21 protein-coding genes are annotated in these 24913 nt (G+C 58.2%); 14 read left to right on the top strand and 7 right to left on the bottom strand.

What is annotated here, in order from left to right:
* Positions 1-24: 24 nt before the first annotated feature.
* Complete coding sequence (gene queD / locus AAIG26_RS06755) at positions 25-387, bottom strand: 6-carboxytetrahydropterin synthase QueD (protein WP_017458754.1); 363 nt, start codon at positions 385-387, stop codon at positions 25-27.
* Positions 388-743: 356 nt separating this feature from the next.
* Between queD and cysJ the strand changes: the two genes are divergently transcribed.
* The 3 genes from cysJ to cysH are packed head-to-tail and all read left to right on the top strand — an operon-like array spanning position 744 to position 5050.
* Positions 744-2549 carry an NADPH-dependent assimilatory sulfite reductase flavoprotein subunit gene (gene cysJ / locus AAIG26_RS06750; protein WP_343180282.1) on the top strand — a complete coding sequence of 602 codons (1806 nt, stop codon included), beginning with the start codon at positions 744-746 and terminating at the stop codon, positions 2547-2549.
* Entirely contained in the window at positions 2549-4261 is a 1713-nt protein-coding gene (gene cysI, locus AAIG26_RS06745; RefSeq protein ID WP_020456669.1) for an assimilatory sulfite reductase (NADPH) hemoprotein subunit, read from the top strand. Before cysJ ends, cysI begins: the two co-directional genes overlap by 1 nt.
* Before the next feature lie 54 nt (positions 4262-4315).
* On the top strand, positions 4316-5050 hold the full coding sequence (gene cysH / locus AAIG26_RS06740; protein WP_045513282.1) for a phosphoadenosine phosphosulfate reductase: 735 nt from the start codon (positions 4316-4318) through the stop codon (positions 5048-5050).
* A 34-nt stretch (positions 5051-5084) separates the two neighbouring features.
* Here the strand turns inward: cysH and hpxZ are convergent, their stop codons facing one another.
* From hpxZ to ggt, 4 genes are all read right to left on the bottom strand, one after another.
* Complete coding sequence (gene hpxZ, locus AAIG26_RS06735) at positions 5085-5468, bottom strand: oxalurate catabolism protein HpxZ (RefSeq protein ID WP_269231627.1); 384 nt, start codon at positions 5466-5468, stop codon at positions 5085-5087.
* Positions 5465-6841 carry an AtzE family amidohydrolase gene (locus AAIG26_RS06730; RefSeq protein ID WP_343180281.1) on the bottom strand — a complete coding sequence of 459 codons (1377 nt, stop codon included), beginning with the start codon at positions 6839-6841 and terminating at the stop codon, positions 5465-5467. The genes hpxZ and AAIG26_RS06730 overlap by 4 nt, the downstream gene beginning before the upstream one ends.
* Positions 6842-6938: 97 nt before the next feature.
* Positions 6939-7124: an oxalurate catabolism protein HpxX gene (gene hpxX, locus AAIG26_RS06725; protein ID WP_020456672.1), complete on the bottom strand. Its 186-nt coding sequence runs from the start codon at positions 7122-7124 to the stop codon at positions 6939-6941.
* A 9-nt stretch (positions 7125-7133) separates the two neighbouring features.
* Complete coding sequence (gene ggt, locus AAIG26_RS06720) at positions 7134-8717, bottom strand: gamma-glutamyltransferase (protein ID WP_343180280.1); 1584 nt, start codon at positions 8715-8717, stop codon at positions 7134-7136.
* A 117-nt stretch (positions 8718-8834) separates the two neighbouring features.
* On the opposite strand from ggt, the gene AAIG26_RS06715 reads away from it, so the two are divergent.
* The 10 genes from AAIG26_RS06715 to AAIG26_RS06670 all read left to right on the top strand — a co-directional run bounded on the left by AAIG26_RS06715 (position 8835) and on the right by AAIG26_RS06670 (position 20637).
* The gene (locus AAIG26_RS06715; RefSeq protein WP_020456674.1) at positions 8835-9674 is read left to right on the top strand and encodes a MurR/RpiR family transcriptional regulator; all 840 of its coding nucleotides are present in this window, start codon (positions 8835-8837) and stop codon (positions 9672-9674) included.
* A 202-nt stretch (positions 9675-9876) separates the two neighbouring features.
* Positions 9877-11115 (top strand): alanine--glyoxylate aminotransferase family protein, encoded by a 1239-nt coding sequence (locus AAIG26_RS06710; RefSeq protein WP_343180278.1) that lies wholly within the window; start codon positions 9877-9879, stop codon positions 11113-11115.
* The gene (gene hpxK, locus AAIG26_RS06705; protein ID WP_343180276.1) at positions 11115-12365 is read left to right on the top strand and encodes an allantoate amidohydrolase; all 1251 of its coding nucleotides are present in this window, start codon (positions 11115-11117) and stop codon (positions 12363-12365) included. The genes AAIG26_RS06710 and hpxK overlap by 1 nt, the downstream gene beginning before the upstream one ends.
* A gap of 503 nt (positions 12366-12868) precedes the next feature.
* Positions 12869-13585 carry an FCD domain-containing protein gene (locus tag AAIG26_RS06700; RefSeq protein WP_017458765.1) on the top strand — a complete coding sequence of 239 codons (717 nt, stop codon included), beginning with the start codon at positions 12869-12871 and terminating at the stop codon, positions 13583-13585.
* Positions 13582-14595, top strand: a complete 1014-nt coding sequence (locus AAIG26_RS06695; protein WP_045513264.1) for an ABC transporter ATP-binding protein — start codon at positions 13582-13584, stop codon at positions 14593-14595. Before AAIG26_RS06700 ends, AAIG26_RS06695 begins: the two co-directional genes overlap by 4 nt.
* Positions 14592-15659: an oligopeptide/dipeptide ABC transporter ATP-binding protein gene (locus tag AAIG26_RS06690; protein ID WP_343180274.1), complete on the top strand. Its 1068-nt coding sequence runs from the start codon at positions 14592-14594 to the stop codon at positions 15657-15659. Before AAIG26_RS06695 ends, AAIG26_RS06690 begins: the two co-directional genes overlap by 4 nt.
* A gap of 11 nt (positions 15660-15670) precedes the next feature.
* Positions 15671-17185, top strand: coding sequence for an ABC transporter substrate-binding protein (locus AAIG26_RS06685; protein WP_343180273.1), 1515 nt, complete (start codon positions 15671-15673; stop codon positions 17183-17185).
* Positions 17186-17206: 21 nt separating this feature from the next.
* Positions 17207-18151 (top strand): ABC transporter permease, encoded by a 945-nt coding sequence (locus tag AAIG26_RS06680; protein ID WP_343180272.1) that lies wholly within the window; start codon positions 17207-17209, stop codon positions 18149-18151.
* Positions 18151-19026 (top strand): ABC transporter permease, encoded by an 876-nt coding sequence (locus AAIG26_RS06675; protein WP_160271130.1) that lies wholly within the window; start codon positions 18151-18153, stop codon positions 19024-19026. Before AAIG26_RS06680 ends, AAIG26_RS06675 begins: the two co-directional genes overlap by 1 nt.
* A 9-nt stretch (positions 19027-19035) precedes the next feature.
* Positions 19036-20637 carry a gamma-glutamyltransferase family protein gene (locus AAIG26_RS06670; protein WP_343180271.1) on the top strand — a complete coding sequence of 534 codons (1602 nt, stop codon included), beginning with the start codon at positions 19036-19038 and terminating at the stop codon, positions 20635-20637.
* A gap of 35 nt (positions 20638-20672) precedes the next feature.
* Here AAIG26_RS06670 and AAIG26_RS06665 read toward each other — a convergent pair whose 3' ends face one another.
* Together AAIG26_RS06665 and fadE are read right to left on the bottom strand one after the other, a co-directional pair.
* Positions 20673-21443 (bottom strand): amidohydrolase, encoded by a 771-nt coding sequence (locus tag AAIG26_RS06665; protein WP_020456683.1) that lies wholly within the window; start codon positions 21441-21443, stop codon positions 20673-20675.
* 112 nt (positions 21444-21555) lie between these two features.
* Positions 21556-24003, bottom strand: coding sequence for an acyl-CoA dehydrogenase FadE (fadE, locus tag AAIG26_RS06660; protein WP_045513253.1), 2448 nt, complete (start codon positions 24001-24003; stop codon positions 21556-21558).
* 236 nt (positions 24004-24239) lie between these two features.
* On the opposite strand from fadE, the gene lpcA reads away from it, so the two are divergent.
* Positions 24240-24821, top strand: coding sequence for a D-sedoheptulose 7-phosphate isomerase (lpcA, locus tag AAIG26_RS06655; protein WP_017458774.1), 582 nt, complete (start codon positions 24240-24242; stop codon positions 24819-24821).
* Positions 24822-24913 lie beyond the last annotated feature (92 nt).

The raw sequence follows: 24913 nt of genomic DNA, 5'->3' as shown, positions 1-24913 counted from the left end.
GCAGGTTGACGGTACGAAAGTCGTTTATTCGCCGCGATAAACGCAACCCGCCGTGCAGGTCTCTTTTACCATCACCGCGCTCAGCAGCGGCACCACCGGTTTCATCTGATCCCAAATCCATTTCGCCAGCACTTCGCTGGTGGGGTTTTCCAGCCCTGGGATCTCATTCAAATAGTAGTGATCCAGGCGCTCGTAAAGCGGTTTAAACGCGGCTTTCAGCTCGGCGAAGTCCATAATCCAGCCGGTATAAGGATCCACCTCGCCGGTGATCTCCAGGCGCACCATAAACGAGTGGCCATGCAGACGACCGCATTTGTGCCCCTGCGGGACATGCGGCAGGTGATGCGCGGCTTCGAAAGTGAAATCTTTAAACAACGTGGTCGACATAATGAACTCTCAGGCTTCCAAAAAACCGCCGCATGGTAGCGGAAATGACCTTTTTTAGCATTAATTAAAATCACTAAAAGCGGTTACGACAGAAGCCGAACCGCAATACATTCGTTTTATCAATGTAATTCAATAAGTTATTTAACCTGTTTTAGTGTTATCAACTATAACTAAAACAGGTTAGTCCATTTGGTTATTTATTATTTCCAACCTTTCTTTAATTGTTATTATCCCCACCGTTAACCTTAGTTTCACTTCACTTTTTTAAAATTATATCCCCATGGATTTCGCGGCGTTGGCGCGTTCACAGGCTGCGCGAAAGACGAAAGGGAATTGCTACTGGAACAATACGACGCATGACGACCCAGGTCCCACCTTCCGCGTTGCTTCCGCTTAGCCCGGAGCAACTGGCGCGCCTCCAGGCGGCCACCACTGATTTAACACCCACCCAGCTCGCCTGGGTTTCCGGCTATTTCTGGGGCGTGCTGAATCAGCAGCCAGCTGGCGCGGTTGCCGCTGCGACGCCGGTCGCAGAAGCGTCCTCTATTACGCTGATTTCCGCCTCGCAGACCGGTAACGCCCGCCGTGTAGCCGAAGCGCTGCGCGATGATTTATTGGCCGCGAAACTCAATGTTACGCTGGTCAACGCAGGCGACTACAAATTCAAACAGATCGCCAATGAAAAACTGCTGATCGTCGTTGCTTCAACGCAGGGTGAAGGCGAAGCGCCGGAAGAAGCTGTTGCGCTGCATAAGTTCCTGTTCTCGAAAAAAGCGCCAAAGCTGGATGGCACCGCTTTTGCGGTCTTCGGTCTGGGCGACACCTCGTATGAGTTTTTCTGCCAGGCCGGGAAAGATTTTGACAGCAAACTGGCTGAGCTGGGTGCTGAACGTCTGCTGGATCGCGTCGATGCCGATGTGGAGTACCAGGCCGCCGCCGCAGAGTGGCGCGCCCGTGTGGTTGAAGTGCTGAAAGCCCGTGCGCCAGCCTCTTCGCCTGTGCAAGCTGCTGTTGCCGCCAGCGGTGCGGTGAATGAAATCGTCTCCAGCCCGTACACCAAAGAAGCACCGCTGAGTGCAAGCCTGTCGGTTAACCAGAAAATCACTGGGCGTAATTCAGAAAAAGATGTGCGTCACATCGAGATCGATTTGGGCGACTCCGGTCTGCGTTACCAGCCGGGCGATGCGCTCGGCGTCTGGTATCAGAACGATCCTGCGTTAGTCAAAGAGCTGGTTGAACTGCTGTGGCTGAAAGGTGATGAGCCCGTCACGGTCGATGGCAAAACCCTGCCGCTTGCCGAAGCGTTGCAGTGGCATTTCGAGTTGACGGTCAACACCGCCAATATCGTGGAAAATTACGCCACCCTGACGCGCAGCGAATCGTTGCTGCCGCTGGTCGGTGATAAAGCGCAGTTGCAGCACTACGCCGCGACCACGCCGATTGTCGACATGGTGCGTTTCTCTCCGGCGCAGCTGGATGCGGACGCGCTGATTGGCCTGCTGCGCCCGCTGACGCCGCGCCTTTACTCTATTGCCTCTTCGCAGGCAGAAGTGGAGAGTGAAGTACATATCACCGTTGGCGTGGTGCGTTATGACGTCGAAGGCCGCGCCCGTGCGGGCGGTGCTTCAAGCTTCCTCGCCGATCGCGTAGAAGACGAGGGTGAAGTTCGCGTATTTATCGAGCATAACGATAACTTCCGTCTGCCGGCGAACCCGCAAACGCCAGTGATCATGATTGGGCCGGGCACCGGTATTGCGCCGTTCCGCGCCTTTATGCAGCAGCGCGCCGCCGATGACGCGCCAGGCAAAAACTGGCTGTTCTTTGGCAACCCGCACTTTACCGAAGATTTCCTCTACCAGGTTGAGTGGCAGCGCTATGTGAAAGAGGGCGTGCTGAACCGCATCGATTTGGCCTGGTCCAGAGATCAAAAAGAAAAAGTTTACGTACAAGACAAACTGCGCGAGCAAGGCGCGGAACTGTGGCGCTGGATCAACGACGGCGCGCACATTTATGTCTGCGGCGACGCCAATCGCATGGCGAAAGACGTTGAGCAGGCTTTACTGGATGTGATTGCCGAATTTGGTGGCATGGACACCGAAGCGGCGGATGAATTTTTAAGTGAGCTGCGCGTTGAGCGCCGTTATCAGCGAGATGTCTACTAATGAGCGAAAAACACCCCGGCCCACTGGTGGTCGAAGGCAAACTGACCGACGCCGAACGCATGAAACGCGAAAGCAACTACCTGCGCGGTACGATTGCGGAAGATTTGCATGACGGTCTGACCGGCGGCTTCAAAGGCGACAACTTTCTGCTGATCCGTTTTCACGGCATGTATCAGCAAGACGATCGCGATATCCGCGCCGAGCGTGCTGAGCAAAAGCTGGAGCCGCGCCACGCGATGATGCTGCGTTGCCGCCTGCCGGGCGGCGTTATCACCACCAAACAGTGGCAGGCGATTGATCAATTCGCCCACGACAACACCATTTACGGCAGCATCCGACTGACCAACCGTCAGACGTTCCAGTTTCACGGCATTTTGAAGAAAAATGTGAAACCGGCGCACCAGATGCTGCACTCCGTTGGGCTGGACGCACTGGCAACCGCCAACGACATGAACCGTAACGTGCTCTGTACCTCGAACCCGTACGAATCTGAACTGCACGCTGAAGCCTACGAATGGGCGAAAAAGATCTCCGAACATCTGCTGCCGCGCACCCGGGCTTATGCCGAGATCTGGCTCGATCAGGAAAAAGTGGCCACCACGGATGAAGAGCCGATCTTAGGCCAGACTTACTTGCCGCGTAAGTTTAAAACTACGGTGGTTATTCCGCCGCAGAACGACATCGATCTGCACGCCAACGACATGAACTTCGTGGCGATTGCGGAAAACGGCAAGCTGGTGGGATTTAACCTGCTGGTTGGCGGCGGTTTGTCTATCGAGCATGGTAACAAGAAAACATATGCCCGCACGGCGAGCGAATTCGGTTATCTGCCGCTGGAGCACACGCTGGCGGTCGCGGAAGCGGTGGTTACGACGCAGCGCGACTGGGGTAACCGTACCGATCGTAAAAACGCCAAAACCAAATACACCCTTGAGCGCGTGGGCGTTGAAACCTTCAAAGCGGAAGTTGAACGCCGCGCCGGGATCAAATTTGAACCGATCCGTCCGTATGAATTTACCGGTCGTGGCGATCGCATCGGTTGGGTGAAAGGCATCGATAATAAATGGCACCTGACGCTGTTTATTGAAAACGGCCGTATTCTGGATTACCCGGGACGACCGCTGAAAACCGGCTTGCTGGAAATTGCGAAGATCCACAAAGGCGAGTTCCGCATTACCGCTAACCAGAACCTGATCATCGCCGGTGTGCCGGAAAGCCAGAAAGCGAAGATCGAAAAACTGGCGCGCAGCCACGGGCTGATGGACGCGGTAAAACCGCAGCGCGAAAACTCCATGGCCTGTGTGTCATTCCCGACCTGCCCGCTGGCGATGGCGGAAGCCGAGCGTTTCCTGCCTTCGTTTGTCGATAAAGTCGAAGCGCTGATGGAAAAACACGGCGTGGGCGATGACCATATTGTGCTGCGTGTGACCGGCTGCCCGAACGGCTGCGGTCGTGCGATGCTGGCGGAGATCGGCCTGGTGGGTAAAGCGCCGGGACGCTATAACTTGCATATCGGCGGTAATCGCAGTGGTACACGCATTCCGCGCATGTACCGCGAAAACATTACTGAATCCGAAATCCTTGGCGCTATCGACGAACTGGTCGCACGCTGGGCGCACGAGCGTGAAGAGGGCGAAGGTTTTGGCGACTTCACCATCCGCGCTGGAATTATCCGCCCGGTGCTCGATCCGGCGCGGGATTTCTGGGAATAACGCCTGATTCCTTCCTCCCCGATCGGGGAGGAAGAGGTGATAAGAGAGGTCAATATGTCCGTACTCGATCTGAACGCGCTAAACGAGCTGCCCAAAGTAGACCGCATACTGCAGCTTTCTGAAACCAACGCGCAGCTTGAGAAACTCAGCGCTGAAGAGCGTGTCGCCTGGGCGCTGGAAAACCTGCCGGGTGAATATGTGCTCTCCTCAAGTTTTGGTATTCAGGCGGCGGTGAGCCTGCATCTGGTAAACCAGGTGCGTCCGGATATCCCGGTGATCCTCACCGATACCGGCTACCTGTTTCCGGAAACCTACCAGTTTATCGACGAGCTCACGGATAAGCTCAAGCTGAACCTGAAAATCTACCGCGCCGAGCACAGCCCGGCCTGGCAGGAGGCGCGCTACGGCAAGCTGTGGGAGCAGGGCGTTGAAGGGATTGAAAAATACAATCACATCAACAAAGTTGAGCCGATGAACCGCGCGCTGGCCGAACTGAACGCGAAAACCTGGTTCGCCGGGCTGCGCCGCGAGCAATCCGGCAGCCGCGCCACATTGCCGGTGCTGGCTATTCAGCGCGGCGTGTTCAAAGTGCTGCCGATCATCGACTGGGATAACCGCACGGTCTACCAGTACCTGCAAAAACACGGGCTGAACTACCACCCGCTGTGGGATCAGGGCTACCTTTCGGTGGGCGACACGCATACCACTCGCAAATGGGAGCCAGGCATGGCAGAAGAAGAGACCCGCTTCTTTGGCCTGAAACGCGAATGCGGGCTGCACGAAGGTTAATGTTCTCCCTCTCTTTTACCGGAGAGGGCTATTGTTACCCCATCACACTCACATGCGCCGCCACAATGCGCCAGCCCCACGGGAACTTCACCCAGGTCTGCATCTGGCGGCCAATTTTCTCGCTGTTTTCCCGCGTAAACTCGGTGCTCGCTACCGCCATATCATCGCCAAAAGTGGTGATAGTGGTATTGCGTAGCACGCGCTCAAGCCCGCTTGAGGGGCGAGCGTTGCGAAAATCGCGGATCGCGGCAATGCCGTACAGGTTTTCGGTGGCGCCGTAACGCACGGTGCGTGCGTCATCCCAGAACAACTCGTCCAGCACATTGATATCGTTGCTGATAAGCGCCTGCTCATAGCGGTAAAACGCGGTGGTCACTTCATTGAGGATCGCCGGGCGATCAACATTATCTCGGTTCATGCTGCATCCTGTGGAAAAAGAAGACCGGCCTGCTCCAGCCGCCATGCCGCCTGTAAACAGCGCGCTTCCTGCCAGGGCGCGCCAATAATCTGTACGCCTGTCGGTAAACCGCAGGCGGTTTTCAGCGCCACGGTGACCACCGGCAAGCCAAGAAAGGAGATTGGCTGCGTCAGCATCCCCATGCTTGCTTTTATGGGTAAATCGACACCATTGATATGCATGGTCTGTGCGCCAATCGGCGTGGCACAGCAAGGCGTTGCCGGGGCTAACAGCAGATCGACGTCATCGAATAGCGGCAATGTTTTGTCGCGAAACCAGGCGCGAAACCGCTGTGCCTGCGTGTACCAGGCCGAGGGCGTCATCGCGCCCGCCAGCAGGCGTTCGCGCGAGTTGGGTTCGAACGCGTCAGCGTCGGTGCGCAGGGCGGGTAAATAGTGGTTGCCGCCTTCCGCTGCCGACAGCAAAAAGGCCGCCGTTCGCGCCAGTTCCGCTTCCGGCAGCGTTATCGCATTGTCAGCATTCAGCGCTCGCGCGACACGGGCAACGGCCTTGCGCGCATCATCATCGCACCAGGTGGTGAAATACCCCTCCAGCACGGCGCAGCGCAGCCTGCTTTCCCCATGCAACTGCGGCAAGGCGGCATCACTGGCGCGATCGGACTGCCAGCGATCGTCGGGATCGTGACCCTGCAAAGCGTCATACACCTGCGTTAAATCCTCAACGCTACGCGCCAGCGGGCCGATATGATCGAGGCTGGCGACAAACGGATGGCTACCGCTACGCGACAGACGGCCAAATGTCGGTTTCAGCCCGTTAATACCGCACAGGGAGGCGGGTACGCGGATTGATCCGTTGGTGTCACTACCGAGCGAAAAATTGACCATCCCCGCGGCGACAGCTGCAGCCGAACCGCCGGACGAGCCGCCCGCGATACGCTCGGGATCGCGTGGGTTACGCGTTGCGCCGTAGTGGCTGTTTTCGGTGGTAAAACCATAGGCGTAGGCATCCATATTCAGCGCCCCGGCGAGCATCGCGCCCGCGCGCGTCAACTGGCGAAGCGCGAAGGCATCTTCCGTAGCCGGTGGCCGCTGGCTGAAGAGTTTCGCCCCGGCAAGCGTGGTGACACCTTCAACATCAAACAGGTTTTTTACTCCATACGGCACGCCTGCCAGCGCGGGCAATGCTTCGCCCTTCGCGATTTGCCGGTCGATTTGCGCGGCCTCAGCCAGCATTCGCATAGCAGTGATGGCGGTGAAGGCGTTGATGCGCGGATTGTCGCGCTCAACGTGCGCCAGCGTCTGCTGCGCCAGCTCGCAGGCGCTGAAGGTTTTTTCCCGCAGACCGCGCCGGATATCAGCAATCGATAAATTCATAACCGGCACTCTCCTGTACCTTGCTGGCGATGCGCCAGTTCTCCGACGCTAAAGTTTTTCTCCCGCAGACCGCGCCGGATATCAGCAATCGATAAATTCATAGCCGGTACTCTCCTGCGCCTTCCTGGCGATGCGGCAGCGTAAAGGCCATCAGCGGTTGCGCCATCGCGGCGATTCTGGCGAGCTGGATTTCCAGTTCGGCGCGGCGTGCATCATCCAGCGGGACATCAAGCAGTTGTTCCATCAATCGGATATAGGTCGGCCAGTCAAAAGGTGTATTCATCATTGCTCCTTAAAACCCTGCTGCGCTGCCGTTACTGCGCGGATCGTAAGCCCCTTCCAGCATGCCGCTGGGGTGGCGCACAATCGCCCCTGCGTGCCCGGTGGCTTCGCTCATTCCCGGCAACCACTCAACGTCATGGCCCAGCGCGCGCAGCGCCTGAAATGTCTCTTCGCTAAAGCGTCCTTCCAGTTTCAGACTATCGGAAAGTTGCCCCCACGTGCGGCCCAGCAACCAGCGCGGGGCGCAAACCGCCTCCTGCAGCGGCATACCCTGCATGACATGGCGGGTAAAAATAGCGGCCTGCGTTTGCGGCTGCCCGTCGCCGCCCATGGTGCCGTAAACCAGCGTGCGCCCGTCTTTCAGCCGCGCGGCGGCGGGGTTTAAGGTATGGAACGGCTGTTTGCCAGGCATCAGCGCCAGCAGATGCGCCGGATCGAGGCTAAAGGCCGCGCCACGGTTTTGCAGCAGCACGCCACTTTCCGGTAGCACCACGCCGCTGCCAAATTCGTGATAAATACTCTGGATAAACGACACCGCCAGCCCGTTTTTGTCGATAACTCCCATCCACACGGTATCGCCTGGCCCTTTCCCCTGACCCCAGGGCGCGGCGCGTTGCTCATCAATGCTGGCCGCCAGTTGCTCCAGCGGCGCTTGTTCCAGCAGGCTCTGTACCGGCAGCGTGACGTGGCGCGGATCGGTGATGTAGCGATCGCGCAGGGCGAAGGCTTTCTTGGTCGCTTCCACAATGCGGTGAATGGTCTGCACGTCGCTGGCCTGCGCCATCTCCAGATGGTCGGTAATGCCGAGGATGGCGAGCGATACCAGCCCCTGCGTCGGCGGCGTCATATTGAAAATTTCGCCCTGGCTATGGCTGAGCTTCAACGGCACGCGGCGCTGGGCACGATGGTTCGCCAGATCCTGGGCGGTCACGGGCAAACCCAACATCTGCATTTCATGGGCGATCACCTGCGCCAGCGAGCCACGGTAAAAGCTCTCCAGCCCTTCGGTGGCAAGCTGGGTCAGCGTGCGGGCGAGTTTCGGCTGGCAAAACCGGCTGCCGGCCAGTGGGGCGTTGCCTTGCTGTAAAAATGTGTCTGCAAAACCGGGGATATCCACCAGTTCCGCATATTTACTTTGCGTAGCGCTGGCCTGCGACTGGGTCACCGGGATGCCTTCGGCGGCGTAGCGGATCGCATCGGCCAGTAACCGTGAGAGCGGAAGCTGCCCGCCACCGAGCGTGGCGGAGACCTTCAGCGCCTCATCCCAGCCGCTGAGCGTGCCGGGTACGGTCAGCGCAGCAAGCGTACCGCGATGGGGAATATGTACGTGACCGGCATAAAATTCGCGCGTTGCGTGTTGTCCGGCCGCGCCGCTGGCGTCGATGGCTAGCGGTTCGCCTTCTGGCGGCACAATCAACCAGAAGCCATCGCCACCGATGCCGTTCATGTGCGGGTAGGCTACTGCAATCGTTGCTGCTGCCGCCACCATCGCTTCAATCGCGTCGCCGCCGTGGCGCAACACCGACAACGCCGATTCGCTGGCGAGATGGTGCGGTGTCACCGCCATGCCGGAGGGGGCCATATTACTTTGCATCGTCACGCTTCCTGTTTTTGCGGGTAAGTGCAGAACACTAAGCAAGAGCTGTTCCAGATTGACGACAGGCGTTTCACTGTGTCAGCTTAGCCTGAAACAAAAGTTGCAGGAGAAGCTATGCAGCAGCTGGATGAGCGTTTACGGGCGAGCTTTGACGAGCTATCCCCGCAGGAACAACGGGTTGCCTCGTTTATCATCGATCATTTCGACGATCTGGTGAGCTATAACAGCGCCGAGCTGGCGCGCTTGAGCGGGGTATCGAAAGCGACTGTCAGTCGCTTGTTTAAGCGCCTCGGCTACGATCGTTTCAAAGAGATGCGCGATGAACTGCGCACGCTGCGCCAGAGCGGTATGCCGTTGACCGAGAACCGCGACGCGGTGCAGGGCAACACATTGCTGGCGCGCCATTACAAGCAGGAGATGGCGAACCTGACGCTGTGGGTCAATACGCTGGATGCCGGGCAATTCGCCGAAATTGTCACCGCGCTCAATACCGCGAAGCGGGTTTTTATTTTGGGGCTGCGTAACAGCGCCCCTGTGGCGTTACACCTGCGTCAGCAGTTGCTGCAAAGCCGTGGTCAGGTGCTGCTGATGCCGCAGCCGGGGCAGACGCTGGCGGAAGAAGTGGTCGATATCACTCCGCAGGATATGGTGGTGGTGGTGGCGTTTCGCCGCCGCCCGCGCGTGGTGCGCCCGCTGCTGGCGGTGTTGCATCAGCAGGGCATTCCGCTGCTGGCAATCAGTGAGCCGCAGGCAGCCAGCATTAAGCCGCTGTGCCGCTGGCACATCGGTTTGCCGCTGGAGAGCGTCTCCGCGTTCGACAGCTACAGCAGCGCCATGAGCCTGGTTAATTTGCTGTCCAATGCCGTGCTGCACACCGCGCTGAGCGAAGGGCGTCAGCGCATTCACCACATCGCTTCCCTGTACGATGAACTGGATGAGCTTGAACACCGTTAATGCACCATAAAGGTGCTTATGCACCATCCTGATGTGTTATGACGGGGCGTTAAGCGCCCCGTTTTCTTATGGTTTTTGGCATGAAATAGCGGCTATCCAGCGCTGGTGTCGTTTTTTTGTCTGTGGCACATTAGTTGCAGAAATTAATTTAAAGAATCTTTTGTTTCACATTTCACGCTGTCGCAGACTAAAGGACGCGCCCATGTTTGATTTCCAGCAGTTCCCGCAAATTAATCCACCTTCGCGCCTGTTGATGGGGCCGGGGCCAATCAACGCCGACCCGCGTGTTCTGCGGGCGATGGCGAGCCAGTTGATAGGGCAATACGATCCGGTGATGACCGGCTACATGAATGAAGTGATGGCGCTTTACCGCGAGGTGTTTCGCACGGAAAACCGCTGGACGATGCTGGTGGATGGCACCTCGCGCGCGGGTATTGAGGCGATCCTCGTTTCCGCCATTCGCCCTGGGGATAAGGTGCTGGTGCCGGTGTTTGGCCGTTTTGGTCATCTGCTGTGTGAAATTGCCCGCCGCTGCCGCGCTGAAGTCCACACCATTGAGGTGCCGTGGGGCGAGGTGTTTAGCCCGGATCAGATTGAAGATGCCATCGTTCGCATCAAGCCGCGCCTGCTGTTAACGGTACACGGCGATACCTCGACCACCATGCTGCAACCGCTGGAGCAATTAGGTGAGATTTGCCGCCACCACGATGTGCTGTTTTATACCGACGCCACCGCTTCGCTCGGTGGTAACCGGTTAGAAAGCGATGCGTGGGGCCTGGATGCTGTTTCCGCCGGGTTGCAGAAGTGCCTTGGTGGCCCGTCCGGGAGCTCGCCCATTACCCTCAGCCCACGAATGGAAGCTGCCGTGCGGGCGCGCAAATGCGTAGAACAGGGCATTCGCACCGAGGCGCATCAGGACGGCGCACAGGAGATGATCTACTCCAACTATTTCGATCTCGGCATGGTGATGGATTACTGGGGGCCGGAACGTCTGAATCACCACACGGAAGCGACCAGCATGCTGTTCGCCGCCCGCGAATGCGCGCGCATTATGCTCGAAGAGGGGATGGATAAGCTGATTGCGCGCCACGAACTGCACGGGCGCGCGCTGCTGGCGGGCATCCAGGGAATGGGGCTGGAAGTGTTTGGCGATATCCGGCACAAGATGAACAACGTCCTCGGCGTACAAATCCCGCGGGAAGTGCATGGCGAAGAGGTGCGTAAACGTCTGCTGGATGATTTCCATATTGAAATTGGCACCTCGTTTGGCCCGCTGCAGGGCAAGATCTGGCGCATCGGCACCATGGGCTATAACGCGCGTAAAGATTGCGTGCTGCAAACGCTGACCGCGCTGGAAGCGGTGTTGAACCGGCTGGGTTTTCGCACCATCCAGGGAGCGGGTATGCAGGCGGCATGGGATATTTACGAAGGAGTCAGTTAATGATGACACCTTTCGATGCCGCACAAGCCGCCAGCCGGGTTATGCAGCGCTGTGACGCGCTGGCGCAAATCAGCGAAACGCCGGGTCAGCTTACCCGTGTTTATCTCTCGCCCCAGCATTTGCAGGCAAATGCGCTGGTTGCCGGGTGGATGCAGCAGGCAGGGATGCGCACCTGGCAAGATACGGTCGGCAACATTTTTGGCCGTTACGAAGGTATCGAAGCGGGAGGCCAGGCGCTGCTGCTCGGTTCGCATCTTGATACCGTGCGCGACGCCGGGCGTTACGACGGTATGCTTGGTGTACTGGCGGCGATTGAAGTTGTTGATGGCCTGAATCGGGCTAACCTGCGCGGCAGGCAGGCGATCGAGATTGTCGGTTTTGCTGACGAAGAGGGCACAAGATTTAACATCGCGCTGCTGGGTAGCCGTGGGCTGACCGGCAGCTGGCCACAAGCGTGGCTGGCCTGTGAAGATGCGCAGGGTATCAGCGTGGCACAGGCGCTGGAACAGGCCGGGTTGGATGCCGCACAGATTGCTACGGCGCAGCGCCCGGTCGGGGATTTTTCCGCCTATCTGGAGCTGCATATTGAACAGGGGCCGGTGCTGGAAGACGCGGATCTGGCGCTCGGCGTGGTCACGGCCATCAACGGTGCGCGGCGGCTTAGCTGCCGTTTTACCGGTGAGGCCGGGCACGCCGGTACGGTGCCGATGCGTCATCGCCGTGATGCGCTGACCGCTGCCGCCGAATGGATACAGATTATCGAACAGGCAACGATCGAGGCTGGCCCGGAGATGGTTGCCACCGTTGGCACATTGCAATGCGAACCCGGCGCGGTGAATGTGATCCCCGGCGCAGTTGGGCTTACGCTCGATATCCGTAGCCCGCACGATGATAAGCGCGAAGCGTTGCTCAACCTCTTGCTGGATGAAGCCACCCGCATCGCCCGGCAACGCAGGCTTGAGTTCCGCCACGACATTTTTTACACCATCGCCGCCACGCCGTGTGATATGCCACTGCGTGAAGAGCTGGCCGATGCGGTACACACCGTGCAGGGGAAGGTTTTATCTCTGCCGAGTGGGGCAGGACATGATGCTATCGCCATTGCGGAGCGCTGGCCTTCCGCCATGCTGTTTGTGCGTTGTTATAAAGGCATCAGCCATCACCCGGCGGAAAGCGTGGCCTGTAGCGATGTCGCCCAGGCGCTGCGCGCCCTGAGCCTTGCGGTAGGAAGGCTTATTCACGCGGCGTAGCGTCAAGCTGTTACTACCGTGTCAGCGTGCGGTTATCGGGGATCACGGTAAAAATATCAGCCTGCCATTCTGTTCGGGCGCACCTGGACCCTGGCCGTTGTGATAGTGAATTCGCCATGCTGAGAACAGGCCGGGCTGGCAGGCGCGGCAGGTTGTGTTGGTTTCTGTCTTCGACGTAGTGATTGAGAACGGGTCATTTCGCCTCCTCATCACTACGTCCCTGTCGTGTTCAGGTCGTTCCCCCTTTGGTTTCTTTCTTCCCTTTTAGTGCATGGTTTGCACGCTAACTGTGCATTTCATCGCCTGCATCCGCAGGTGCCTGCTACCTCCTCTGCGTTAGCCAAAAAATAAACATTAATAAATCAAAGTATTAACAAAAATTTATCGAACCAATGCCGTATTGGTTCGCGAATTGCTTAGTAAATAACGAGGCGTACAGACGGCATTAGAACTAACTGTCTGTAATTAAATAAAAAGATAACGCGAAATGCGGATGAACCAATATGGAAAAACCGTCACGCTATCTGGCAAATTCCAGTACGGCGCTGGAACAACTTCGTGGGCTAATTCACCAGCATGAGTCAACACCAGGGACTCCTCTTCCCACGGAACGTGAACTGGCGGAAAACTTAGGCGTCGGGCGACGCGAAGTGCGTCGCGCGCTGGACGTGCTGGAAGAGGAGGGGCGGATCTGGCGCAAACAGGGCAAAGGCACCTTTATTGGCCCTGCGGCACCGGTTGCACCTCTTGCACTACAGGGACTGGTGCAACAAACCAATATGCTGGAAGTGATGGAAGCCCGCCTGCAAATTGAGCCCGGTCTTGCGCGGCTGGCGGCACTTCGCGCCAGCCCGGAAAATCTGGCGCTGATGCAGCGCATGCTGGAACGCATCGACAACGTTAACCCGGATGATCCGGATCTGAATGAGCTGTGGGACAGCGCTTTTCACCGGGCTATCGCCGAGGCGGCAGGAAACCGTCTGATGCTCGGTCTTTTTGACACGCTTGACGCGGTGCGGCGCGAACCTGCCTGGCACCATCTGCGGGAACTGGCGCGAACGCCAGCGAAAGTGGATCGCTACAACGATCACCACCACCGCATCATGATTGCCATTCGCCAGCGCCAGCCGCATGAGGCGGCGACGGCGATGCGCGAACACCTGCTCGATCTGCAACATGCGCTGATCCAGGCCATTCATCTTGAGGACGATACCCCATGACGACGATCCCGTTTAAAGAGGCTGCGCCGGTGCTGCGTCTGCATAATCTGGAAGTGCAGTTTGCTGGCAGCCCGGTGAGCGTACTGGACAGGATTTCGCTCTCTGTCAAAAGCGGAGAAACGCTGGCGCTGGTCGGTGAGTCCGGCTGCGGCAAAAGCATTACCTCGCTGGCACTGATGGGGCTGCTGCCCGCCAGTGCGCAGATCCTTGGCGGTGAGATGCAGTTTCGCGGGCGCAACTTGCGCCAGCTCACTGCGCGCGAATATGCCGACCTGCGCGGTAATGAACTGGCGATGATTTTTCAGGAACCGATGACCTCGCTCAACCCGGCATTTACGCTCGGCGACCAGCTCAGCGAAGCGGTGATACGCCACCAGAACGTGTCGGCGAATGCGGCGCGCGAGGCGGCGCTCCACATCTTGGAAAAAGTGCAGATCCCGGCAGCGGAGATGCGCCTGAAAGCGTATCCACACCAGCTTTCCGGCGGTATGCGCCAGCGCGTGATGATCGCGATGGCACTCATCAACAAGCCGCGCCTGTTAATTGCCGACGAACCGACAACCGCACTGGATGTAACAATTCAGGCGCAGATCCTCGCGCTGCTCAACACTCTGAAAGCCGAAACCGGCACGGCGGTATTGATGATCACCCACGATCTCGGTGTGGTGGCGGAAGTGGCGCAGCAGGTGGCGGTGATGTACGCCGGACAAGTGGTGGAGCAGGGCAGCGTGGAGGCGATTTTTGCCGACCCACAGCACCCGTACACCATTGGTCTGATGGGATCGATTCCCTCGCTGGGGGCGCGCAAAGGGCAACTGTCGACCATTCCCGGTGCGGTGCCGTTACCGGAAGCGATGCCGCAAGGCTGCCGTTTCGCCACCCGTTGCCCGTTTGCCCAGGCACGCTGCCAGCAGCAAAAACCCCCACTGACACCGCAAGGGAAGGGCCATCTGGTGGCCTGTTTCCGTGTGCCACTTGAACAGCACATCGCGCTGGGGGAAACCGCATGAGCACGCCGATCCTCGAAGCTTTCGATCTGAGCAAACGCTTTGCCGGGCCAACCCGCTTGTTCGCGCCAAAACGTTATGTCACGGCGGTGGATCGTATTTCCCTGGCGGTTTACCCCGGCGAAACGCTGGCGATTGTGGGGGAGTCCGGTTCAGGAAAATCGACGCTTGGTCGCCTGCTATTGCGTTTGCTGGCGGCGTCCGAAGGGCGCGTTTACTACCAGGGAGAGGAGATCACCCATGCCAGCGGCGCGCGATTAAACCAGCTTCGGCGCGAGCTGCAAATTATCTTTCAGGATCCGTTTGCTTCGCTCAACCCGCGTATGACGGTAGAGCAGATTGTTGGTGAGCCGCTGTGGTTGCACCAGAAAATCGGTAAAGCGGAACGTCAGGCACGCGTTGCCGAGCTGCTTGGCACCGTGGGTCTGCCTGCGGCGTGGACCAGACGCTACCCGCATGAGTTTTCCGGCGGCCAGCGCCAGCGTATTGGCATTGCCCGCGCGCTGGCTTCTGGGCCGAAATTGCTGCTTGGCGATGAACCCGTTTCCGCACTGGATGTGTCGGTGCAAGCGCAGGTGGTCAACCTGCTGGAGACGCTGAAACAGCAGCTTGGTTTAACCATGATCATCGTCGCGCACGGGCTGGCGGTGATCCGCCATATGAGCGACCGCGTGGCGGTGATGTACCTTGGGCAAATTGTGGAAATGGCAACGGTGGATGAGATCTTCGATGCGCCGCTGCATCCCTACACGCAGGCGCTGATGGCGTCTGCTCCGCAACCCCAGCCCGGCATTGTGCGCGAAACGCCGCTGTTGCAGGGTGATTTACCCAATCCCGCAAGCCCGCCGCAGGGCTGCCGTTTTCATACCCGCTGCCCGTTTGCGACAGACGAGTGCCAGCAACGTGAGCCCATCACACAGGTACTCGAAGGTGGTCGCCAGGTCTCTTGTCATCGCTGGCAGGAGATTAACCGCGACCGCAGCGTGATTCAGATTGCTCCCCCCTCAGCCGCGTTCTTGCGCCGTCGCGCGCTGTTTGAACACGCGGCCTCTCACTCCTCCCCTTAAAGGAAACAATAATGATGATGCGAAATTCGCTTTTGACCGTTCTGGGAAGTGTCATGTTGCTGGGCGCGGCACTGCCTGCCCAGGCTGAAAGTGTGCTGCGCGTGGGTCTTGGCGCGGATCCGGATATGCTCGATCCGCACCTGGCGCGTACTTACTATGGCCGTTTTGTCTTCGCTTCACTGTGCGATCGGCTGGTGGACGTGGATGAAAACCTGAAAGTGGTGCCCGTGCTGGCGAAGGCCTGGTCGTGGAGCGAGGATGGCAAAACCCTGACCATGGATCTGCGTGAGGGCGTGACCTTCCACGATGGCGAGAAGTTTGACGCCGCTGCGGCGAAATTCAGTCTCGATCGTGCGCTGACGCTGCCTGGTTCGCTGCGAAAAAGTGAAATCTCCTCTATCGAGTCGGTGGAGGTCAGCGGACCGCTGCAAATTAAGTTGCATTTGAAAACGCCGGACTCGGCGTTGCTGATGCAGTTAACCGATCGCGCCGGCGCGATGCTGGCCCCCGTGGCGGCGAAGAAAGCGGATTTTGCCGCCCACCCGGTCTGTTCTGGTCCGTATAAATTCGACAGCCGCGTCTCACAAGACCGCATTGTGTTGTCGCGTTTTGATAACTACTGGAACAAAGGTGCGTACCACTTCGACAAAGTTATCTACCTGCCGATCCCGGATGCCTCGGTGCGACTGGCGAACCTGCGTGCGGGCGATCTCGATCTGACCGAAGGGATTGCCGCCAGCGATGTGAAAACCGTAGAGGCCGACAACAAACTTCACCTGGCGAAAGTGACAGGGCTGGGGTATCAGGGCATCACGTTTAATATCAATAACGGCAACGTCCCGGCCAACGATCCGTTCAAAGATGCGCGCGTGCGTGAGGCGTTCTCGCTGGCGATAGATCGCGATGCACTCAACCAGGTGGTATTCGAAGGGTTATACGCCCCGGCGAACCAGGCGTTTTCGCCAGTCAGCCCGTATCACGTCAAATTGCCGGTGCCCCCGCGCGATGTGGAAAAAGCCAAAGCGCTGCTGCAAGCCGCAGGGGTGAAGACGCCGATCACCGTCTCACTGCTGGTGCCGAACAACCCGACGTCACAGCAAGTGGGCCAGGTGTTGCAGGCGATGACCGCCGAAGCCGGTTTCAATGTCAATCTGCAGATGACGGAATTCGCCACCCTGCTGGACAGGCAGCAAAGCGGCAATTTTCAGCTTAGCTACTCCGGCTGGTCTGGTCGCCCCGATCCCGATGGCAGCATCTTCGGCTTCATTAATAGCAAAGGGACGCTTAACGATGGTCGCTACAGCAACCCGCAGGTCGATGAGTGGCTGACGCAGGCGCGTCTGCACAACGATCCGGCAACCCGTCAGGCGTTGTATGAAAAGGTCGTGAAGCAGTTGCAAACCGATATGCCGATTGCCTACCTCTACTTTGAACCGCGCCTGTTTGGTATGAACAAAAAAGTGCAGGGCTTTAAACCTTACCCGGACGGCATTGTGCGTCTGGCGGGTCTGTCGCTTGCCAACTAAACGGCGTCGCCTGGAGAAACCATGCTGGAATTGATTTGCAAACGCCTGCTACTCGCCGTTCCGACCTTGCTGCTGGTCAGCATGATGGTGTTCGGTTTGCAAAAGTTGCTCCCCGGCGATCCGCTCACTGCGATGCTGGGCGAGGAGCGCGATCCGGCGGTCATCGCCCAGTTGCGCGCGGAGCTGAACCTGGATGCGCCGATTCCGGTGCAATATTTTCACTGGCTGACCCGCGCATTGCAGGGCGATCTTGGCGTCTCACTGCGTACGCAGGAGCCGGTCACGCACCTGGTTGCCACCAAGCTGCCGGTGACGCTTGAGATGTCGCTGCTGGCGATGGTTATTGCGCTGCTGTTCGGTATCAGCATGGGCATTCTGGCGGCGGTGAACAGGAATAGCTGGATCGATCACGGCGCTAATTTTGTGGCGATATCCGGCATTTCGGTGCCGCATTTCTGGCTGGGGATCCTGTTGATCCTCATCTTTTCCGTCAACCTGCAATGGCTGCCGGCGTCTGGTTTTGTGCCATTTAGTGAAGATCCATTGCAGAACTTGCGCACGCTGTTGTTGCCCGCGCTGGTGCTGGGAACGGGGCTGGCGGCGACGTTAATGCGCCATACTCGCGCGTCGATGATTGCGGTGCTAAAAGCGGATTATATTCGCACCGCACGCGCGAAGGGGTTGCTGCCAAAAGCGGTGATCATGAAGCATGCGTTTCGTAATGCGCTGGTGCCGGTGATCACCCTGACCACGCTGCTGTTTGGCGAGCTGCTGGGGGGCGCGGTGCTGACTGAGCAGGTGTTTACCATTCCCGGTTTCGGCAAGATGATTGTCGATTCGGTGTTCAACCGTGACTACGCGGTGGTGCAGGGTGTCGTGCTGGTGGTGGCAATCGGTTTTCTCGCGCTGAACCTGCTGGCGGATGTGCTGTATGTGTTAATCAACCCGAAAATGCGGAGTAAATGATGGCAGAACTGTCCACCACCGGCGTGGCGGCATCGCTGCCGCGTACGGAAAACCGGGTACTGAAAAAATTCCTCGCTAACCGTAGCGCGGTGATTGGCGCGATGATTGTCGGCGTGTTCGTGTTGATTGCGCTGTTCGCGCCGTGGATCGCGCCGTTTGACCCGGTCAAAGCGAACTTTCTGGCAGTACGCAAACCGCCGTCGGAGCTTTACTGGTTCGGCACCGATGAGCTGGGGCGCGATATTCTCTCGCGCATGATCTGGGGGGCGCGCACTTCACTGCTGGCGGGGTGCGTGTCGGTGGTGATCGCCGTGGTGATTGGCGTACCGCTCGGTTTGCTGGCAGGTTACTTCCAGGGCGTCTGGGATGGGGTGATTTCCCGCGTTATCGAAGCGCTGCTCGCCTGTCCGTTTCTGATTATGGCCATTGCACTGGGGGCATTTCTTGGCCCCAGCCTGACCAATGCGATGATCGCCATTGGCTTGTCGGCGATGCCCATCTTTGCCCGCCTGACGCGCGGCCAGGTGATCGCGATTCGCAACGAAGAGTATATCGACGGCGCGCGGGCGATTGGTCTGCCGGATCGCTGGATCATCCTGCGCTACGTGTTGCCGAATGTGATGTCGCCGATCCTCGTGCAGGCCACGCTGGCGATCGCTTCGGCGATCATTACCGAAGCGAGCCTGTCGTTTCTCGGCCTTGGCCAGCAGCCGCCCTATCCGTCGTGGGGGGCAATGCTGAACACCGCGAAGGGCTTTCTGGAACAGGCTCCCTGGATGTCTATTTTCCCCGGCGTAACCATCTTTCTGACCGTGCAGGGATTTAATTTACTCGGCGACGGGCTGCGCGACGCGCTCGATCCGCGCCACGACTAAGGAGTTCTGATGACAAAAGCGATTGATTTCAATGTAAATTACGCCTCACATCGCGCGCCGATGATTGGCCGCAACGCGGTTGCCACCTCGCAGCCGCTGGCGGCGCAGGCCGGGATGCGTATGCTCGCACTCGGTGGTAACGCGGTGGATGCGGCGATTGCCACCGCGATGGCGCTCACCGTCGTTGAACCGACCGGCTGCGGGATCGGCAGCGATGCCTTTGCTATTGTCTGGGATGGCACGCAATTACACGGATTGAATGCTTCCGGGCGTTCGCCCGCGAGCTGGCATGCGGATATGTTCGCCGGGAAAACGGCAGTGCCAGAACTGGGCTGGGATGCCGTCACCGTGCCGGGCGCGGTATCAGGTTGGGTGGCGCTGGCGGAACGTTTTGCCACACTGCCGCTGACCACGCTGGCGCAACCGGCCATTGAGTATGCGCGCCACGGTTTTCCCGTCTCGCCGCTGATTGGTCACTTGTGGCAGCGCGGCTATAACAAACTCAAAGATCAGCCGGGCTTTAGCGCCTGCTTTGCACCTGACGGGCGCGCGCCGAAGATCGGTGAAATTTTCCGTAATCCGGCGCAGGCGCGCACGCTGGAGTTGATTGCGCAGACTAACGGTGAAGCCTTCTATCGCGGTGAGCTGGCACAGAAGATTGCCGCATTCGCCAAAGCACACGGTGCGCACCTCAGCGAGGCTGACCTGGCGAACCACAAAGCCGATTGGGTCACGTTGCTGTCGCGTGAGTTCGCCGGCGGCTCTGTGCAGGAGTTGCCGCCGAACGGGCAGGGGATCGCCACGCTGATTGCCCTCGGCATTCTTGAGCAGTGCGATATGGGGCGTTATCACCCGGACTCTGTGCAGTCGCTGCACCTTGCCATTGAAGCCATGAAGCTGGCTTTGGCCGACCTTGACCGCTATGTTGCCGATGACGCACACCTGGAGTTTGCCGCCGAACTGCTGCTCAGTGACGACTATCTGAAATCGCGTGCGGCGCTGATCGACCCCGATAACGCGTCTGATTTTGTCTATGGCGCACCGACGCAAAGCGGTACGGTTTATCTTTCTACCGCTGATGCCAGCGGCATGATGGTGTCGTTTATTCAGTCCAACTTTATGGGTTTTGGCTCCGGCGTAGTGGTGCCGGACACCGGCATCAGCCTGCAAAATCGGGGCTGCGGTTTTGTGCTTGATCCAAAACACCCGAATGCACTGGCGGGCAGCAAGCGCCCGTTCCACACCATTATTCCCGGTTTTGCGATGGGGGCAGACGGTAAACCGCTAATGTCGTTTGGCGTGATGGGCGGGCCGATGCAGGCGCAGGGACATATGCAGATGGCGCTGCGCATTATGTTGCATGGGCAAAACCCGCAGGCGGCGATTGATGCGCCGCGCTGGCGCGTGATTCAGGGGCGCGAAGTGGCGCTGGAATCAAGCTTTGATCGCAACGTGATTGCGGCGCTGCGTGAGCGCGGGCATGTGATAACGGTAGAAGATCCGCTGGCTGGCTATAACTTTGGCGGCGCGCAGGTCATTTACCGGATGCCGGAAGGCCACTATGTCGCAGCGACCGAAAGCCGCAAAGACGGACAGGCGTTAGTGAGTTGATGAGCCCCCTCTCCCGGCGGGGAGAGGGGATCGCCTTACCCCAGCGTAAAGGGATCGGCATCCTGCCAGGCGGGAAACTTCTCGCGGTACTCCCGTAACGCGCTGAGTGACAGCTCGGCGTCAATGCGCGTCGCCTGGTGCGGCTCGGCGGTGGCGATGATTTCGCCCTGCGGGCTGATAACCCGGCTGTCGCCACGATAGTGATGACCGTTGCCATCGGTGCCGACGCGGTTGCAGCCCGCCACCCAGGCGAGGTTCTCAATCGCGCGGGCCACCAGCAGTGATTGCCAGTGCAGCGAGCGCGGCGCTGGCCAGTTGGCAACATAAAGCAGCAGATCGTAATCATTGCGGTTGCGCGACCACACCGGAAAGCGCAGGTCGTAACAGACCAGCGGCAGAATACGCCAGCCGCGCCATTCAAATACCACGCGCTCGTTACCCGCTTCGTAATGGTGGTGCTCATCGGCCATGCGGAACAGATGGCGTTTATCGTAGAAGTGCACTTTGCCTTCCGGTTCGACGAGCAGAAAGCGGTTGACCGGCCCGCGTTCGGTTTGCAGCGCGGCGCTACCGGCGATCAGCGCCTTGGTCTGTTGGGCTTTATCCCGCATCCAGGCGATGACCTCATCTTGCGGCATGGATTGTTTCGCCGCCTCCATGGCAAAACCGGTGGTGAACATTTCCGGCAGCACAATCACATCACGCCCGGTGACGTCTTCTAACTGGATATCGAAATGGCGCAGGTTAGCGGGTCCATCCATCCAGACTAACGGTTGTTGTAACAGCGTAATTTTTAAACCAGGCACAATAGCAACTCCCCGTAAGACAGCATCTGCACACTGTAGCATGAGGATAAATAAAAAAACCCGCATGATGCGGGTTTCGATAAGAGGAGAGGGTTTTCAGCCGCTTACTGCGTCAGGCAGCTTCCGGTTTACGCACTTTCTCCGGCGTTTTTACCACCGGCTGAGTCGCCAGTGCCTCCGGTTCAAAGTCGTCAACGTTGATACTGCGCAGGCGGCTGACCTCGGCTTTGTTCAACAGCGCGGCCTCTTCCTGATTAATCAGCCCGCTTGCCAGCGCCTGCTGGGCCAGCACGTCCAGACGGGTGAACGGCAGGTTTTTGCCTAACTCTTTGCAGATGCGCTGATGAATTGGATCCGCTGCCATCACATCAACCAGCGCCTCTTCCAGCAAGCCGACCGGGTTATGCTCGCTCGGCGTCAGGTACTGGCCGCGACCAATACGTGAACGCGTTGCGCTCGGGGTTTGCAGGATCTTCGCTATTTTGTGATCCAGTTTGTCGGACGGCGCGCGGTAGTGACGACCGGTCGGGAAAATCACCAGGCTCAGGGCGCCAGCCACAAAGCGGTTCGGGAAGTTCTCCAGTAAATCATGCATTGCCTGTTCCGCCTGGTAGAGCGCATCCTGCACGCCCCAGTGTACCAGCGGCAGATCCGCTTCCTGACGGCCTTCGTCGTCATAGCGTTTCAGCACCGCCGAGGCGAGATAGAGCTGGCTTAACACATCGCCGAGACGTGCCGAGATGCGTTCGCGGCGTTTCAGGCTGCCGCCAAGCACCGCCATAGACACATCCGAGAGCAGCGCGAGGTTGGCACTCACACGGTTCAGATGCTGGTAGTAACGTTTGGTGGCGTCACGGGTTGGTGTGGCGCTGGTTAAACCGCGTGTCAGGCCGAGCCAGAAACTGCGCATCATATTGCTGCCGACATGGCCGATATGTTTGAACAGCAGTTTATCGAAGGCATCCACGTCGTTATTCTGCGCGGCGGCCATCTCTTCCAGCACATACGGATGGCAGCGGATAGCGCCCTGGCCGAAGATCATCATGGTACGGGTGAGGATATTCGCGCCTTCTACGGTAATGGCGATCGGCGCACCCTGGTAGCTACGCGCCAGGAAGTTGCCCTCGCCGAGCATGATGCCTTTACCGCCGGCAATATCCATCGCATCAATGATTGACTGCTGACCACGGTGGGTACAGTGATACTTAACGATTGCCGAAAGCACCGCCGGTTTTTCACCGAGCATAATGCCGTAGGTCACCAGCGATGCGGCTGCATCCATGGCGTAGGCGTTACCGCCAATGCGCGCCAGCGGCTCTTCGATGCCTTCCATTTTACCAATCGACACTTTGAACTGGCGGCGGATATGAGCGTACGCGCCAATCCCCATCGCGACGGATTTAACGCCGCCAGTGGAATTGGACGGCAGCGTAATACCGCGACCTACCGACAGACATTCCACCAGCATACGCCAGCCCTGACCGGCCATCTTCGGCCCGCCAATAATGTAATCAATCGGCACAAAAATATCGTCGCCGCGGGTCGGGCCGTTCTGGAACGGCACGTTCAGCGGGAAGTGACGGCGGCCAATTTCCACGCCCGGCGTAGAGGTGGGGATCAGCGCACAGGTAATGCCTAATTCTTCCTCGCCACCCAGCAGTTTATCCGGGTCAGAGAGTTTGAACGCCAGCCCCAGAACCGTAGCGATTGGCGCGAGCGTAATGTAGCGTTTGTTCCAGGTCAGGCGCATACCGAGCACCTGTTCGCCCTGCCAGTCACCCATGCAAACGATGCCGGTATCCGGAATGGCGCCCGCATCGGAGCCAGCTTCCGGGCTGGTCAGTGCGAAGCAGGGGATTTCTACACCGCGCGCCAGGCGCGGCAGATAGTGATCTTTTTGCTCCTGGGTGCCGTAGTGTTGCAGCAATTCACCCGGGCCTAAGGAGTTCGGTACGCCGACGGTGATCGCCAGAATACCGGAGACACCCGCGAGTTTTTGCAGCACACGGGACTGGGCATAAGCAGAGAATTCCAGCCCGCCGTACTCTTTTTTGATGATCATCGCAAAGAAGCGGTGCTCTTTTAAGAACGCCCACAGTTCTGGCGGCAGATCGGCCATTTCGTGGGTGATCTGGAAGTCATTCGCCATGCGACAGGCTTCTTCCACCGGGCCGTCGATAAATGCCTGCTCTTCGGCAGTCAGGCGCGGCTGCGGGTAGTTATGCAGTTTTTTCCAGTCCGGGTTACCGCGAAACAGATCGCCTTCCCACCAGGTTGTCCCGGCGTCGATGGCCTCTTTTTCGGTTCGCGACATTGGCGGCATCACTTTACGGAAACCACGGAATGCCGGTGCGGAAATCAACGCTTTACGCATCGGCGGCAGGTTAAACGGCACCAGAATAATCGCGAGCGGCAGCAGCACCCAGATAGACCACAGGCCCGCAACGCCGAGCGCGGCGGTCCACGCCAGCAGGATCACGCTGCTGAGCAGCAGGTTAACGCGGTGGTAAAACAGCGCGCCGAGCAGAACAACCGTTGCGATAATGCTCAAAATCATCATAAAGAAAAGCTCCCTTGCTTGTAGGAGGTCTGACCACTTGTGATGTATTGGTTGTAGTGGATGTGATTTCTTTTAGCAATGTGTTTACAAAATAATTACAACCTGGTTCACATTGTTGAGGGCTTTTTGCGCACGGAAAATGAAAACGACGGGGCGCTACGGCTTTAACTTCTCGCCTGGAATAGTATCCGGTACACTGCGCAGTGTTATTTACATTTATGCTGAAGGATATCCTCATGTACCAGGATCTTATTCGTAACGAACTGAACGAAGCGGCCGAAACGCTGGCGAACTTCTTGAAAGATGATGCCAATATTCACGCTATTCAGCGCGCGGCGGTATTGCTGGCCGACAGCTTTAAAGCCGGCGGCAAAGTGTTGTCCTGTGGTAACGGCGGCTCGCATTGTGATGCGATGCATTTCGCAGAAGAGTTAACCGGGCGCTACCGTGAAAACCGTCCGGGTTACCCGGCAATTGCCATCTCTGACGTGAGCCATCTCTCCTGCGTCAGCAACGACTTCGGTTACGACTATGTTTTCTCCCGTTATGTGGAAGCCGTTGGCCGCGAAGGCGACGTGCTGCTGGGGATCTCCACTTCCGGTAACTCCGGCAACGTGATCAAAGCGGTTGCGGCGGCGCGTGAGAAGGGAATGAAAGTGATCACCCTGACCGGTAAAGACGGCGGCAAAATGGCGGGCAGCGCAGATGTTGAAATTCGCGTGCCGCATTTTGGTTATGCTGACCGTATTCAGGAAATTCACATTAAAGTGATCCATATCCTGATTCAGTTGATTGAAAAAGAGATGGTTAAGGCTTAAGGAAGGCGATTTTGCCTTTTTGACTCCGGCAGTGCCCGAGATCCTGTCTGTGTGCAGTGAATCGGCGCACTGTCCGTATGCCAACTGGCTGC

This window comes from Kosakonia sp. PSU_27 (assembly GCF_039409795.1).
GTDB lineage: Bacteria > Pseudomonadota > Gammaproteobacteria > Enterobacterales > Enterobacteriaceae > Kosakonia.
The sequence above is the reverse complement of the archived record's forward strand: the minus strand, read 5'-3'. Positions and strand labels throughout refer to the sequence as shown.

Coding starts and splice junctions, on each gene's coding strand:
- queD (WP_017458754.1), bottom strand. CDS start 387: ATGTCGACCACGTTGTTTAAAGATTTCACTTTCGAAGCCGCGCATCAC.
- cysJ (WP_343180282.1), top strand. CDS start 744: ATGACGACCCAGGTCCCACCTTCCGCGTTGCTTCCGCTTAGCCCGGAG.
- cysI (WP_020456669.1), top strand. CDS start 2,549: ATGAGCGAAAAACACCCCGGCCCACTGGTGGTCGAAGGCAAACTGACC.
- cysH (WP_045513282.1), top strand. CDS start 4,316: ATGTCCGTACTCGATCTGAACGCGCTAAACGAGCTGCCCAAAGTAGAC.
- hpxZ (WP_269231627.1), bottom strand. CDS start 5,468: ATGAACCGAGATAATGTTGATCGCCCGGCGATCCTCAATGAAGTGACC.
- AAIG26_RS06730 (WP_343180281.1), bottom strand. CDS start 6,841: ATGAATTTATCGATTGCTGATATCCGGCGCGGTCTGCGGGAAAAAACC.
- hpxX (WP_020456672.1), bottom strand. CDS start 7,124: ATGAATACACCTTTTGACTGGCCGACCTATATCCGATTGATGGAACAA.
- ggt (WP_343180280.1), bottom strand. CDS start 8,717: ATGCAAAGTAATATGGCCCCCTCCGGCATGGCGGTGACACCGCACCAT.
- AAIG26_RS06715 (WP_020456674.1), top strand. CDS start 8,835: ATGCAGCAGCTGGATGAGCGTTTACGGGCGAGCTTTGACGAGCTATCC.
- AAIG26_RS06710 (WP_343180278.1), top strand. CDS start 9,877: ATGTTTGATTTCCAGCAGTTCCCGCAAATTAATCCACCTTCGCGCCTG.
- hpxK (WP_343180276.1), top strand. CDS start 11,115: ATGATGACACCTTTCGATGCCGCACAAGCCGCCAGCCGGGTTATGCAG.
- AAIG26_RS06700 (WP_017458765.1), top strand. CDS start 12,869: ATGGAAAAACCGTCACGCTATCTGGCAAATTCCAGTACGGCGCTGGAA.
- AAIG26_RS06695 (WP_045513264.1), top strand. CDS start 13,582: ATGACGACGATCCCGTTTAAAGAGGCTGCGCCGGTGCTGCGTCTGCAT.
- AAIG26_RS06690 (WP_343180274.1), top strand. CDS start 14,592: ATGAGCACGCCGATCCTCGAAGCTTTCGATCTGAGCAAACGCTTTGCC.
- AAIG26_RS06685 (WP_343180273.1), top strand. CDS start 15,671: ATGATGATGCGAAATTCGCTTTTGACCGTTCTGGGAAGTGTCATGTTG.
- AAIG26_RS06680 (WP_343180272.1), top strand. CDS start 17,207: ATGCTGGAATTGATTTGCAAACGCCTGCTACTCGCCGTTCCGACCTTG.
- AAIG26_RS06675 (WP_160271130.1), top strand. CDS start 18,151: ATGGCAGAACTGTCCACCACCGGCGTGGCGGCATCGCTGCCGCGTACG.
- AAIG26_RS06670 (WP_343180271.1), top strand. CDS start 19,036: ATGACAAAAGCGATTGATTTCAATGTAAATTACGCCTCACATCGCGCG.
- fadE (WP_045513253.1), bottom strand. CDS start 24,003: ATGATGATTTTGAGCATTATCGCAACGGTTGTTCTGCTCGGCGCGCTG.
- lpcA (WP_017458774.1), top strand. CDS start 24,240: ATGTACCAGGATCTTATTCGTAACGAACTGAACGAAGCGGCCGAAACG.